Here is a 13624-nt window from a genome sequence, read left to right as displayed (position 1 = left end):
CTCCGAGACGAGGCCGCGCGGTCACTCCGCGATGAGGTGGGCCCGTTCGATCGTCCGGGTCAGGGTGTTCCCGTCCCCGTCGGTCGGTTCCGCCCGCAGCGGCACGCTGTCCGCGCCCGCCGGGTGCGTCAGCTCCAGCCGGTCACCGCCGACCGCCTTCGCGGTCCCCCACGTCGCGCCCTCGTCGTACGAGACCGAGAAGGCGAGCTTCCCGCCCCCGCCCCTTGCTCCCGGCGGCGGCACCCTCGACCGTGAAGGGCACCGTGAACGGCCCGCCCGCCGGCGCCGTGCTCGACGGCGACAGCTCCGGCGAGAACCGCACCGACGACAGCGGCAGCGGCACGGAACCGCCGTCCTCCGGAGTCCCGGCCGACCGGAACACCCGGTCCACCGCCACCCGGGTGCTCACCGAGTACAGCGCGGGATCGCGGGAGACGTCCATCGTCAGCCGGTACGGCCGGTCCCCGGCGGGCACCTCGTACTCGGCGGTCCCGTCGATCGGGGCGTAGTCGGTCCCGACGGTGAGGGCGCGGTGAAGTCCGCGGGAACTCCGGGGGGTGCTTCGACGAGCGCTGGGACACAACCGCCGCCCGGAGGTGAGGAATGTTCCGCTCTGTCCGCTGTGCGGTGATGGCGGCGGTCTTAGCGTGTGCGGTGTCCCGTGCCGTCCGGCCCGGATTCCCACGTGAGGACGGACAGGTGCCGATGCGGGGTACGGAGAGCGGGGCGCCGATACCGGTGCGGCCCCCGGCCGTTCAGCGGGCACCCGCGCCGGACCGGCCCGCCGGGACCTCCGGTGGGCCGGCGGGCTCACGCGCCGGCGCGGGCCGCCGCCTGTACGCCATCGACGGCATCCGCCTGCTCGCCGCCCTGATGGTCGCCGCGCACCACTACGCCGGCACCCGCAGGGTCGACCGGCCGGGCAACCTCGTCTGGGACCGCCCGGTGTCCGATCTCATGCCGACCGTCTTCCGGCTCGCGTCCTACGGCTGGATCGGCGTCGAGATCTTCTTCGTGATCAGCGGCTTCGTGATCTGCATGTCCTGCTGGGGCCGCACCCCGAGGCAGTTCTTCGTGTCGCGGGTGATCCGGCTCTACCCGGCGTACTGGTTCGCCGTCGCCTTCACGACGGCCGTGCTGATCGCTCTCCCGGGCGTCTGGGACCGGCCGCGCACGCGGGATGTCCTGCTCAACCTCACGATGCTGCAAGCGGGTTCGGGCGTCGCGCACATCGACGGCGTCTACTGGACCCTCTGGTCCGAGCTGCGCTTCTACCTGCTGTTCCTGGCGGTGGTGTGGACCGGCCTGACGTACCGCAAGGTCGTCCTCTTCTGCTGCGCCTGGGGCGCCGTGGCCATGCTCGCCCCGGTCTCGCGACTCCCGCTGCTGGAGCTGCTGGCGAACCCGGAGGGCGCCTGGTACTTCATCGCGGGCCTCGCCCTCTACCTCATGCACCGCTTCGGCCAGGACCTGCTCCTGTGGGGCATCCTCGCCATGGCCTGGCTCATGGGCCAGTACGAACTGGGGCAGCGGATCGACGAGGTCGAGCGGGTGTCGGGCTGGCGCGGGGCGACACTGGTCTTCACGGTCTTCCTGCTGGTCATGGTGGCCATTGCCCTCGGCGCGACGGACCGTGTCCAGTGGAGGTGGCTGGTCACGGCGGGGGCGATGACCTATCCGCTCTACCTGACGCACTACGCCGCCGGCACCGCGCTGATCCCCCACCTCCGGAGCACCATGGACCCCCGGCTGCTGGTCGTCACGGTGATCGCCGGATGCACGGTGCTGGCCTGGCTGGTGCACCGGTTCGTGGAGCGGCCGGTGTCGGGGATGCTGAAGCGCGGGCTGGACAGGGCGTTCGCCCGGCCGGGGAGCGCGCCGGGATGACGGCGCCGACCGCCCGGCCCGTCCCGCGGGGGCGCGGGGGCGGGCCGGACGGTACGGGCTACGGCAGCGCCAGCATCCGCTCCAGCGCCAGCTGCGCGAAGTCCGCCGTCTTCCTGTCGACCTGGATCACATTGACCTCGTTGCCCTCGGCCAGCGACTCCAGGGTCCACACCAGGTGCGGCAGGTCGATGCGGTTCATCGTGGAGCAGAAGCAGACCGTCCTGTCGAGGAAGACGATCTCCTTGCCCTCCGGGGCGAAACGGTTCGCCAGGCGCTGTACGAGGTTCAGCTCCGTGCCGATCGCCCACTTCGAGCCGGCCGGGGCCGCCTCCAGGGCCTTGATGATGTACTCCGTCGAGCCGACGTGGTCGGCCGCCGCCACGACCTCGTGCCTGCACTCGGGGTGCACCAGCACCTTGACCCCCGGTATCCGCTCGCGCACGTCACGTACGGAGTCGAGCGAGAAGCGCCCGTGCACCGAGCAGTGGCCGCGCCACAGGATCATCTTCGCGTCCCGCAGCTGCTGGGCGGTCAGGCCGCCGTTGGGTTTGTGCGGGTTGTAGAGGACGCAGTCGTCGAGCGACATCCCCAGGTCCCGTACCGCCGTGTTCCGCCCCAGGTGCTGGTCGGGGAGGAAGAGGACCTGCTCGCCCTGCTCGAAGGCCCACTTCAGGGCGCGCTCGGCGTTCGACGAGGTGCAGATCGTGCCGCCGTGCTCGCCGGTGAACGCCTTGATGTCGGCCGAGGAGTTCATGTACGAGACGGGCACCACCCGGTCGGCGATGCCGGCCTCGGTCAGCACGTCCCAGCACTCCGCGACCTGTTCGGCCGTGGCCATGTCGGCCATGGAGCAGCCGGCGGCCAGGTCGGGCAGGACGACCTTCTGGTCGTCGGTGGTGAGGATGTCGGCGGACTCGGCCATGAAGTGCACACCGCAGAAGACGATGTACTCGGCGGCGGGCCGGGCCGCCGCGTCCTTGGCCAGCTTGAAGGAGTCACCCGTGACATCCGCGAACTGGATGACCTCGTCGCGCTGGTAGTGGTGGCCGAGCACGAAGACCTTGTCCCCGAGCTTCTCCTTCGCCACGCGGGCGCGCTCCACCAGATCCGGGTCCGAGGGGGAGGGCAGGTCGCCGGGGCACTCCACGCCGCGCTCGCTGCGCGGGTCGGCGCCGCGGCCGAGGAGCAGCAGGGCGAGGGGGGTCGGCTGGACGTCGAGGTCCACGGACGGGGTGGTGGTCACGGCACGCACCTTTTCTTCTCTACGGACGAACGGACGAGCCTTTTCGTCTAAATGACGCTATTTATCATAGCCGCTTCACGTCACTTTGACGATGGCGATAGCGTCGATGTGACGCATTCCGAAGGCGCGGCCGGTGTGCGAGCATGAAGACGGGAAGACAGTAGGGAAAGACAAGCGCCCAGCGCCCGGAATGAATCCGCGGCCGAGCCGGTTGCACTGTCGGCAAGCTGTCCGCAAGCAGTCCGTACAACCCGGGAGAGAAGCAGATGTCCGTATCGGACGAGACCACCACCGTGAGCGACGGCATCCTCCTGTCCGACGCCGCCGCCGGCAAGGTCAAGGCCCTGCTGGACCAGGAAGGGCGTGACGACCTCGCGCTGCGCGTCGCCGTTCAGCCCGGCGGCTGCTCCGGCCTGCGGTACCAGCTGTTCTTCGACGAGCGTTCGCTCGACGGCGACGTCATCAAGGACTTCGGCGGCGTCAAGGTCGTCACCGACCGGATGAGCGCCCCCTACCTGGGCGGCGCCTCCATCGACTTCGTGGACACGATCGAGAAGCAGGGCTTCACGATCGACAACCCGAACGCGTCGGGCTCCTGCGCCTGCGGAGACTCCTTCAGCTAGGTCCTGCCGGGGGGTTCCCCGCGGCGGACGGAACGCATACGGAAGGGGGGGGGCCCCCCCCGGGGGGCGCCCCCCCCCCGGGGGCGGGGGGCGGGCGGGACACCGTAGGCGGGGCGGGGGGCGGGGTTGTCGCCCGGGGGGGCGGGCACCCCCCCGGGGGGGGGCCCGGCCGCGGGCGGCCACTCATACTGTTGGTCCGGGGGGGGGGGGCCCCGGGGGGGGGGGGGGCCGCGCGGGGGGGGGGCCCCCCCCCGGGGGGGGCCCCCCCCTTCCGTATGCCGTCGCGCTGCCGTCACACGATCCGCTCAGCGGCGCGCGAGCTTCTCGCCCGTCGTCGCGTCCACCACCGGGCGCTCGCCCAGGGGCCGGTCCAGGGTCACCGTCGCGGACTGCTCCTTGGCGATCGCCACGCACACCTTGTCGGGATCCGGGTGGGAGACGACCAGCTTCACCTTCACCGCCGTCCCGCTCTCGTCCGCCTGCGGCGTGTACGTGGAGCACACCCCGCCCATGAAGTGGAGCGTCAGCTTCCGGCCTTCCGAGGTGTACGACACGACGCCGTTCGACCGGGACGTCTCCGGGGCGGTCGTGCCGCTCCCGGACCCATCGGCCCCCGGCGTGTCCGGGCCCACCGACGAGGGGCCGCCCGGCAGCTCCCGGTGCGACGGCCCGGACTTCGTCAGGAACTCCGGAGCCACCGCCGGATGCGTCACCGTGTACGGCGCCGCGCCGTCGGCGGGCACCACCTCGAACAGCCAGGACGGCACGAGCGCGCCCTTGCCCGCCACCGACCGCGCCGCGAGCCCGAAGACCGCCTTGTCGATCTCCACCGGCTGTGCGGCCGCGCGGGCGGCGCCCGTGGCCTCGCAGGGAGCGGCCGGCCGCCCGCTCTCCAGCGGTACGGCCGTCGCGCAGCCGCCGATCCGTCCCGTACCCGTGCCGCCCGCGCCCTCTGCGGCCCTGTTCAGCTCCTTGAGGGCCGCGGCCGCGCCGATCACCGGATAGGAGTCGCCGCGCTCCGGCGCCGTCAGCTGACCGCTGCCCCCGGTGACCTGGCCGTCCGTACCCACCTGGATCCCGGTCGACCAGCCGTAGGTGGGCAGCCCGCCGACCACCGGGTCCGCGTTCACCACCCGGGTCGAGCCCATCAACTGCCCGGCGTCCAGATCGGCGTCGGCCTGCCCCAGCGCCTCCAGCACCGGCGCCGCCGCCTTCCTGGCCGCGGCCTCGCTCACCGCCGCGCCCGCGCCGTCGGCGGCCGGACCCCCGGCGCCCGGACCGGACGCCGTGCTCCCGCCCGCCGGGCACGCCCTGCCCTTCAGGCAGTTGTCGCCACCCGGCGGGCCGAACCGGGCATACGTCCAGGTCCCCGGCGCCTGCTTCGCGACGCTCAGCAGCGGACCCGAACCGTCCTTGTCCGTACCGACCTTCCAGGCCGTCCCCTCCGGCCTCGGCGCCCCCGCCAGCCCGAGCGCCGTCGCCAGCCGGGTCACATCGGCCGCCGTCACCTCGCCGCTCGTCCGGAAGACCCGCGCCGTACCGGGCCCCTCCGGCAGCGCGCCCTTGGCGCGGTAGGTGACGCCGCCCGGATCGGGCTCGCCGGGCGCGATGCCCCGCGGCGGCGCCTCCCCGCCCGAGGCCGGGCCCTCGGCGTCGGGACCGTCGAGGGCCAGCGGCGGCGGCCCGCCGTCCGCCGGGGGCGCGCCGCCGCCGAAGGCGTTCGTCGCGAAGTACGCGCCACCGCCCCCGGCGACCAGTACCGCAGCCGCCACCGCGGCGACCGCGAGCCGGGGCCGCCGACGGCGGCGGGGCGCCTCCGCTCCGCCGGTTCCGGTTGTGTCATCGTGGGGCCGCTCCGTACTGGTCACCGCTGCTCCTTCGGCTGTGTCGGGCGTTCCGTCCGCTCCCGGACCGGTGGACGGAGAGTAACTGATCGGATACTCTGGGTATCCCTACCGTCGACCGCGTCCCCTGTACGAGGGAACGCCCGTTGGACGGAAAGGGTGCGGGGGCGGTTCCCACCCGCCTCGCGGATCAGGCCCGTCACTTGACCCGGTAGCGTGAAGTGTCAACCTTCTCCTCATCAGGAGCGTTCACCCCGTGCGAATCGCAGTCACCGGCTCCATCGCCACCGACCATCTGATGACCTTTCCCGGCCGCTTCGCCGACCAGCTGGTCGCCGAGCAGCTGCACACGGTCTCCCTCTCCTTCCTGGTCGACAACCTGGAAGTGCGCAGGGGCGGTGTCGGGGCGAACATCTGCTTCGGCATGGGCCAGCTGGGCACCCGTCCCCTCCTGGTCGGCGCCGCCGGCCAGGACTTCGACGAGTACCGCGCCTGGCTGGACCGGCACGGTGTCGACACCACCTCCGTCCGGATCTCCGAGGTCCTGCACACGGCCCGCTTCGTGTGCACCACCGACACCGACCACAACCAGATCGGCTCCTTCTACGCGGGCGCGATGAGCGAGGCCCGCCAGATCGAGCTGAAGAAGGTCGCCGACCGCGTCGGCGGTCTCGACCTGGTGCTGATCGGCGCGGACGACCCCGAGGGCATGCTGCGCCACACCGAGGAGTGCCGCACCCGCGGTATTCCCTTCGCCGCCGACTTCTCGCAGCAGATCGCGCGCATGGGAGGCGATGAGGTCCGCACCCTGCTCGACGGCGCGACCTACCTCTTCTCCAACGAGTACGAGAAGGGGCTCATCGAGTCCAAGACCGGCTGGGACGACGCGGAGATCCTCTCCCGGGTGGGCCACCGCGTCACGACGCTCGGCAAGAACGGCGTACGGATCGACCGCGTCGGCGACGAGCCGATCGTGGTCGGCTGCCCGGACGAGACCGTCAAGGCCGACCCGACCGGCGTCGGCGACGCCTTCCGCGCCGGGTTCCTCTCCGGCCTGACCTGGGGCGTCGGCCTGGAGCGCGCCGCCCAGATCGGCTGCATGCTCGCCACCCTGGTCATCGAGACGATCGGCACGCAGGAGTACACCCTGCGCAGGAACCACTTCATGGAGCGCTTCACCAAGGCGTACGGCTACGACGCGGCGGCCGAGGTCCAGGCCCACCTGCCCGAGACGGCCGCCTGAGCCGACGCGCGAACCGCCGCCGGACCACGGGGGCGACGCTCACGACACCCGGCGGACCACATACGCGACACCGTGGTCCGCCGGCCGCTCGCCCACGTACTCCTGGCCGCGCATCTCGCACCACGCCGGAATGTCCAGCCGCGCCGCCCCGTCGTCCGAGAGGACCACCACGGTGCCGCCCACCGGCACCTCGCCGAAGACCTTGGCCAGCTCGATCACCGGGATCGGGCACCGTCGGCCGAGCGCGTCCACCACCCGCTCGGCGCTGCCGCCCGGTCGGCTTGCGGCGGGCCCGGCGGAGGCCGGCGCGCCGAACCGCTCCCGCACCCCGGACACCACCCCCGGCAGCACCTCCAGGAAGCGGTCCACCTCCGCCTCCGGTGTCCCGAGGGGCAGCGAGAGCCGGACATTGCCCTCCGAGAGCACTCCCATCGCCCGCAGCACATGACTGGGCGTCAGGGTGGAGCTGGTGCAGGACGAGCCCGACGACACCGAGAAGTCCGCCCGGTCCAGCTCGTGCAGCAGCGTCTCCCCGTCCACGTAGAGACAGGAGAACGTGACGAGATGGGGGAGGCGGCGCACCGGATGCCCCACCACCTCCACATCGGGCACCAGCTCCGGCACCCGCGCCCTGATCCGCTCCACCAGCGCCCGCAGCCGTACCGCCTCGGCCGCCGCCTCGGCGCGCACCGCGCGCAGCGAGGCCGCCGCCGCCACGATCGCCGGAATGTTCTGGAAGCCCGGGGCGCGACCCGACTCCCGCTCGTCGGCCGGACCCGGCGCGGCGAACCGCACCCCCTTGCGTACGGCCAGCAGCCCGACCCCCGCCGGACCGCCCCACTTGTGCGCGCTCCCGGTCAGCAGCGACCAGGCGCCCTCCACCGGGCCCCAGCCCAGCGACTGCGCCGCGTCCACCAGCAGCGGGACGCCCCGGCTGCGGCAGAGCTCGGCGACGGCGGACACCGGCTGCTCCGTGCCCGCCTCGTGGTTGGCCGACTGGAGGCACGCCAGGGCGGTGTCCGCGCGCAGCACCGCCGCGTACGCGTCCGGGTCCACCGCTCCGTACCGGTCCACCCCCACCTCGCTCACCGTCCCGCCCGCGCTCTCGTGCGCGGCCGCCGCGTGCAGCACCGACGAGTGCTCCACCGAGGAGACCGCCACATGCCGTCCGACACGCCGACGCCCCGAGAGCGCGCCCGAGATTCCGGAGTGCACCGCGTGCGTCCCCGAAGGAGTGAAAACCAACTCGTCCGGACGGCAGCCGACGGCCTCCGCCGCCGCCTCCCTGGCCGCGTCCAGCAGCAGCCCGGCCCGCCTGCCCTCGCGGTAGAGCCGGGAGGGGTCCGCCCATCCCTCGTCCAGGGACGCCTGGAGGGCCTGACGGGCGACGGGGTGCAGCGGGGCCGAGGAAGCGGCGTCGAAGTAGGGCACGCCGTCACGCTAACGCGCACGCGGGCGACCGTGCCCGGAAGGAGCGTCAGGAACGCCCTCGCACCCGTGGGTCGGCGATCCGGCCCGCACGGGAATAACGTGGTCCATCCCTTCGGGGAGTCGGGCGGCGCGTTGGGCACCCTCCCCGCACGACCTCAAATCACGTCCAGTAGGGTTTGGTCCGCATAAACATCCAAACCCCTGCCCGCGTCGGGCCGGCGACCGACCAGGAGACGGCCGCAGCCGGTCGCGCGGGCGAGACTCTCGGGAAGGCGCTACGTGAGTCCCAACGGCTCCGACCGCTCGTCGCGGCGCCCGATGCGGCGGAAGCTGCCGCAGGTGCTGACTGCGGGCCTGATCCTCGCGACCTCCACCGGTTGCACATACAAGGACTTCCCCCGCCTCGGAATGCCCACCCCGGTGACGGAGGAGGCTCCCCGGATCCTCTCCCTGTGGCAGGGCTCGTGGGCGGCAGCGCTCATCACGGGCGTACTGGTATGGGGTCTGATCCTGTGGAGTGTCTTCTTCCACCGGCGCAGCCGCACCAAGGTGGAGGTACCTCCGCAGACCCGGTACAACATGCCCATCGAGGCGCTGTACACCGTGGTCCCGCTCATCATCGTCTCGGTGCTCTTCTACTTCACCGCTCGTGACGAGTCGAAGCTGCTCTCCCTCTCCGCCAAGCCGACCCACACGATCAACGTGGTCGGCTACCAGTGGAGCTGGGGCTTCAACTACATCGAGAACGTGGACGGGAAGACCACCACCGGCAACGAGGTCCCCAAGGAGCTCGACGCCATCCCGAACCGGTTCGTGAAGGCTTTCCCCCAGCATGCCGAGGGCGTCTACGACTACGGCATCCCCGGTACCCGGAACCCGGAGAACAACAACCCGGGTCCGACGCTGTGGCTCCCCAAGGGGGAGAAGGTCCGGTTCATCCTGACCTCACGTGATGTCATCCACTCCTTCTGGGTGGTGCCGTTCCTGATGAAGCAGGACGTCATCCCGGGGCACACCAACTCCTTCGAGGTGACCCCCAACCAGGAGGGCACCTTCCTGGGCAAGTGCGCCGAGCTGTGCGGCGCCGACCACTCGCGGATGCTCTTCAACGTCAAGGTGGTCTCTCCGGAGCGCTACCAGCAGCACCTCGAAGAGCTGGCCAAGAAGGGCCAGAACGGCTACATCCCGTCGGGCATCGCGCAGACGGATCCGGCCAAGAACGCGGAGACGAACAAACTGTGAGCATCCTCAACGAACCCCAGGGTGCCGCCGCAGCAGCTGAGGACTCTTACGAGAACGAGCTGCCGGTACGGCGCAAACAGCCGGGCAACGTCGTCGTGAAGTGGCTGACCACCACGGATCACAAGACGATCGGCACGATGTACCTGATCACGTCGTTCGCGTTCTTCTGCATCGGCGGTGTGATGGCGCTGCTGATGCGCGCCGAGCTGGCCCGCCCGGGCACGCAGATCATGTCGAACGAGCAGTTCAACCAGGCGTTCACGATGCACGGCACGGTCATGCTGCTGATGTTCGCGACGCCGTTGTTCGCCGGGTTCGCGAACTGGATCATGCCGCTGCAGATCGGGGCGCCCGATGTGGCGTTCCCGCGGCTGAACATGTTCGCGTACTGGCTCTACCTCTTCGGTTCGCTGATCGCGGTGAGCGGTTTCATCACGCCGCAGGGTGCCGCCGACTTCGGCTGGTTCGCCTACTCGCCCCTGTCGGACGCGGTGCGTTCGCCGGGCATCGGGGCGGACCTGTGGATCATGGGTCTGGCGTTCTCCGGGTTCGGGACGATCCTCGGCGCGGTCAACTTCATCACCACGATCATCTGCATGCGCGCTCCGGGTATGACGATGTTCCGGATGCCGATCTTCGTGTGGAACGTGCTGCTGACGGCCGTGCTGGTGCTGCTGGCCTTCCCGGTGCTCGCCGCCGCGCTGTTCGCGCTGGAGGCGGACCGTAAATTCGGGGCCCATGTGTTCGACGCGGCCAATGGCGGGGCGTTGCTCTGGCAACACCTGTTCTGGTTCTTCGGGCATCCAGAGGTGTACATCATCGCCCTACCGTTCTTCGGAATCGTCTCCGAAGTGATTCCGGTGTTCTCCCGGAAGCCGATGTTCGGCTACATCGGTCTGGTGGCGGCGACGATCTCGATCGCGGGTCTGTCGGTGACGGTCTGGGCGCACCACATGTACGTGACCGGTGGCGTGCTGCTCCCGTTCTTCTCGTTCATGACGTTCCTGATCGCGGTGCCGACCGGGGTGAAGTTCTTCAACTGGATCGGGACGATGTGGAAGGGGTCGTTGTCGTTCGAGACGCCGATGCTCTGGACCGTCGGCTTCCTGGTGACGTTCCTCTTCGGTGGTCTGACCGGGGTCATCCTCGCGTCGCCGCCGCTGGACTTCCACGTGTCGGACACCTATTTCGTGGTGGCGCACTTCCACTACGTGGTGTTCGGGACCGTGGTGTTCGCGATGTTCGCCGGATTCCATTTCTGGTGGCCGAAGTTCACCGGCAAGATGCTCGACGAGCGGCTCGGGAAGATTACCTTCTGGACGCTGTTCATCGGCTTCCACGGCACCTTCCTCGTCCAGCACTGGCTCGGCGCCGAAGGTATGCCCCGTCGTTACGCGGACTATCTCGCCGTCGAGGGGTTCACCACGCTGAACACCATCTCCACCATCAGCTCCTTCGTCCTGGGGCTGTCGATACTGCCGTTCTTCTACAACGTGTGGAAGACCGCGAAGTACGGCGAAAAGGTCGAGGTGGACGACCCCTGGGGCTACGGCCGTTCGCTCGAATGGGCGACCTCGTGCCCGCCGCCGCGGCACAACTTCGTCACCCTGCCGCGTATTCGGTCGGAATCCCCGGCGTTCGATCTGCACCACCCGGAGATCGCCGCCCTCGAAGAGCTGGAGAACGCCGGCCACGGAGCCGGTGGCGGCGCCCTCGTCGGTGGCAAGGAGGCCGGTAAGTGAAGATCCAAGGCAGGATGTTCATCTGGCTGAGCATCTTCATCCTGGCCGTGGCCATCGTGTACGGCGTCTGGTCCAAGGAGCCGGTCGGTACGACGGCGCTCTTCCTGGCCTTCGGCCTGAGCATCATGATCGGGTTCTATCTGGCCTTCACGGCCCGCCGGATGGACGCGCTCGCCCAGGACAACAAGGAGGCCGACGTCGCGGACGAGGCCGGCGAGGTGGGGTTCTTCTCCCCGCACAGCTGGCAGCCGTTCGCGCTGGCGATCGGCGGCGCGCTGCTGTTCCTCAGCGTGGCCGTCGGCTGGTGGCTGGCGTACTTCTCGGCGCCGCTGCTGCTGATCGGCCTCTGGGGCTGGGTCTTCGAGTACTACCGCGGTGAGAGCCGCACCCAGTAGACAACTGCCGCAGAGCGTCTTTCCGGGGGGCCCGGACACTCCAGCACGGAGTGTCCGGGCCCCCCGTTTGCGTCACTCGTCGCGCTGTCCTCACGGAATCTTCATACCGTGTGATTCATGACCCATACGCCGCGTCTGCGCACCGTCCTCAGCTGCACCCTGGTCGTGTCCCTCGGGGCCGGCGCGACCGCGTGCGGCAGCAGCAACGACCCCCACCCGCTGGCCACCAAGCCGTACAACGCCACCGGGCAGATCGCCTTCAGCGCGCCCGAGGGCAGCGTCAAGGCCAACCCGGACAAGCCTCTGGAGATCACCGCCAAGAACCGCGACAGCCGGATCACCGACGTCACCGCGGTGGACGCCGGCGGTCACTACCTGGCGGGCGAACTCACCGCCGACGGCATGCGCTGGCACTCCACGGCCCCGCTGGCGGCCGGCGCCCGCTACACGGTCAGGGTCGCCACCGAGAACAACGACGGCGCCCCCGGCAGCCGGACCCTCACCTTCGACACCGCCGCCGCCAAGAAGAAACTGACCGTCGAGTTCGGCCCGGAGGAGGGCACGTACGGGGTGGGGCAGCCCATCACCGCCACCCTCAGCGAGCCGGTCAAGTCCAAGGCGGCCAGGGACGTCGTCGAGCGCTCCCTCAAGGTCCGCGCACCCGGAGCCGAGGAAGGCACCTGGCACTGGGTGGACGACTCGGAACTCCACTACCGGCCCAAGGAGTACTGGCCCGCGAACAGCACCGTCACCGCTTCCAGCAGCCTCGAAGGGGTGAAGATCAGCGACAAGCTGTACGGGGGCGCGGTCAAGCCGCTCACCCTGAAGATCGGCAACAAGCTGGAGGCCATCGTCGACGCCGCCGCGCACACCATGACGGTGTACCGCAACGGCGAATGGATCAACACCGTCCCGGTGACCACCGGCAAGCCCGGGTTCTCCACCCGCAACGGCATCAAGGTCGTGCTCGGCAAGGAGAGCTTCGTACGGATGCGCGGTTCCAGCGTCGGCATCGGCGGCAGCGAGGGGTACGACCTGCCGGTCTACTGGGCCACCCGGGTGACATGGAGCGGCGAGTACGTGCACGCCGCGCCGTGGTCCGTGGGGCAGCAGGGCGCGGCGAACGTCAGCCACGGCTGCACCGGGATGTCCACCGCCAACGCGGCGTGGTTCTTCGAGATCGTCGAGGAGGGCGACATCGTCCAGGTCATCAACAGCGCGGGTGACTCCATGGAGGACTTCGGCAACGGCTTCGGCGACTGGAACCTGGACTGGCAGGACTGGCGCAAGGGCAGCGTCCTCCAGGCAGGCGTCAGGGACGGCAGCAGCCCCGCCGACGCGGCCCGGCTGCGTCCCCAGGTCTGACCGGCCGAGGGCGCCCCGTGGGGCCCCCGGGACCGGGCGGCGGCGCGCCCGGTCCCGGGCCGCTCAGGCGGCGCCCGCGAGCCTGCCGCGCAGCAGCCCGGCCAGGGCGTCCGCGAAGCCGACCGGCTCGACCGGCAGCGTCACCGCGGCGTCCGCGCGGCTCCAGGTGGCCAGCCAGGCGTCCTGCGGGCGGCCGATCAGCAGCAGCACCGGCGGGCAGTTGAAGACCTCGTCCTTGATCTGCCGGCAGACGCCCATCCCGCCGGCAGGGGCCGTCTCGCCGTCCAGCACACAGACGTCGACACCCCCCTCGTCCAGCCGCTTCAGCACGGCCGGCAGCGTCGCGCATTCGAGGAACTCGACCTGCGGTACGTCGGCGGCCGGCCGGCGGCCCGCCGCCAGCCGGACCTGCTCGCGGGTGTTCGCGTCGTCGCTGTAGACCAGCACCGTGGCGGTCGGCTGCATTGTTCCTCCGTGACATCAGTGTCTGCGAGGGCTCCAGGACTCCACAGGCCCTGAACCGATGCGCGGATCGTACTCTGTCGGACACCGTGTCAGCACGGGTAAGAACGTCTCTTCACTGGGCCGTTCGGGCTGCGCACACCCCAT

13 protein-coding genes are annotated in these 13624 nt (G+C 70.6%); 8 read left to right on the top strand and 5 right to left on the bottom strand.

Annotated features, from left to right (window positions below; translation table 11 throughout):
• Nucleotides 1-21 precede the first annotated feature (21 nt).
• Entirely contained in the window at nt 22-243 is a 222-nt protein-coding gene (locus ACFY6S_RS09180) for a hypothetical protein (protein WP_388820790.1), read from the bottom strand.
• Between the two features lie 8 nt (nt 244-251).
• Here ACFY6S_RS09180 and ACFY6S_RS09175 point away from each other — a divergent pair, with 8 nt between their 5' ends.
• Complete coding sequence (locus ACFY6S_RS09175) at nt 252-509, top strand: hypothetical protein (protein ID WP_388820787.1); 258 nt, start codon at nt 252-254, stop codon at nt 507-509.
• 196 nt (nt 510-705) lie between these two features.
• Entirely contained in the window at nt 706-1887 is a 1182-nt protein-coding gene (locus tag ACFY6S_RS09170) for an acyltransferase family protein (protein ID WP_388821564.1), read from the top strand.
• 58 nt (nt 1888-1945) lie between these two features.
• Here the strand turns inward: ACFY6S_RS09170 and nadA are convergent, their stop codons facing one another.
• On the bottom strand, nt 1946-3139 hold the full coding sequence (nadA, locus tag ACFY6S_RS09165; RefSeq protein ID WP_388820784.1) for a quinolinate synthase NadA: 1194 nt from the start codon (nt 3137-3139) through the stop codon (nt 1946-1948).
• A gap of 257 nt (nt 3140-3396) precedes the next feature.
• On the opposite strand from nadA, the gene ACFY6S_RS09160 reads away from it, so the two are divergent.
• Nucleotides 3397-3753, top strand: a complete 357-nt coding sequence (locus tag ACFY6S_RS09160; protein ID WP_329069058.1) for an iron-sulfur cluster assembly accessory protein — start codon at nt 3397-3399, stop codon at nt 3751-3753.
• A gap of 305 nt (nt 3754-4058) precedes the next feature.
• On the opposite strand, the gene ACFY6S_RS09155 is transcribed toward ACFY6S_RS09160, so the two are convergent.
• Nucleotides 4059-5621, bottom strand: coding sequence for a hypothetical protein (locus ACFY6S_RS09155; protein WP_388820779.1), 1563 nt, complete (start codon nt 5619-5621; stop codon nt 4059-4061).
• 232 nt (nt 5622-5853) lie between these two features.
• Between ACFY6S_RS09155 and ACFY6S_RS09150 the strand changes: the two genes are divergently transcribed.
• Nucleotides 5854-6840, top strand: a complete 987-nt coding sequence (locus ACFY6S_RS09150; protein WP_388820776.1) for a carbohydrate kinase family protein — start codon at nt 5854-5856, stop codon at nt 6838-6840.
• Between the two features lie 39 nt (nt 6841-6879).
• Here the strand turns inward: ACFY6S_RS09150 and ACFY6S_RS09145 are convergent, their stop codons facing one another.
• Complete coding sequence (locus ACFY6S_RS09145) at nt 6880-8271, bottom strand: cysteine desulfurase/sulfurtransferase TusA family protein (protein WP_388820773.1); 1392 nt, start codon at nt 8269-8271, stop codon at nt 6880-6882.
• Between the two features lie 279 nt (nt 8272-8550).
• Here ACFY6S_RS09145 and coxB point away from each other — a divergent pair, with 279 nt between their 5' ends.
• The 4 genes from coxB to ACFY6S_RS09125 all read left to right on the top strand — a co-directional run bounded on the left by coxB (nt 8551) and on the right by ACFY6S_RS09125 (nt 13015).
• A complete protein-coding gene (gene coxB, locus ACFY6S_RS09140; RefSeq protein ID WP_388820770.1) occupies nt 8551-9513 on the top strand; it encodes a cytochrome c oxidase subunit II in 963 nt (320 codons plus the stop codon).
• The gene (ctaD, locus tag ACFY6S_RS09135) at nt 9510-11255 is read left to right on the top strand and encodes a cytochrome c oxidase subunit I (RefSeq protein WP_388820767.1); all 1746 of its coding nucleotides are present in this window, start codon (nt 9510-9512) and stop codon (nt 11253-11255) included. The genes coxB and ctaD overlap by 4 nt, the downstream gene beginning before the upstream one ends.
• The gene (locus tag ACFY6S_RS09130; RefSeq protein WP_388820764.1) at nt 11252-11650 is read left to right on the top strand and encodes a cytochrome c oxidase subunit 4; all 399 of its coding nucleotides are present in this window, start codon (nt 11252-11254) and stop codon (nt 11648-11650) included. The genes ctaD and ACFY6S_RS09130 overlap by 4 nt, the downstream gene beginning before the upstream one ends.
• A gap of 117 nt (nt 11651-11767) precedes the next feature.
• Nucleotides 11768-13015 (top strand): Ig-like domain-containing protein, encoded by a 1248-nt coding sequence (locus ACFY6S_RS09125; RefSeq protein WP_388820761.1) that lies wholly within the window; start codon nt 11768-11770, stop codon nt 13013-13015.
• 63 nt (nt 13016-13078) lie between these two features.
• Here the strand turns inward: ACFY6S_RS09125 and ACFY6S_RS09120 are convergent, their stop codons facing one another.
• Nucleotides 13079-13480: a hypothetical protein gene (locus ACFY6S_RS09120; RefSeq protein ID WP_388820758.1), complete on the bottom strand. Its 402-nt coding sequence runs from the start codon at nt 13478-13480 to the stop codon at nt 13079-13081.
• Nucleotides 13481-13624: the final 144 nt, after the last annotated feature.

Origin of the sequence: Streptomyces sp. NPDC012835 (genome assembly GCF_042900885.1) — a bacterium.
Lineage (GTDB): Bacteria > Actinomycetota > Actinomycetes > Streptomycetales > Streptomycetaceae > Streptomyces.
Note: the sequence above shows the minus strand (reverse complement) of the source record. Positions and strands in the feature narration are given on the sequence as shown.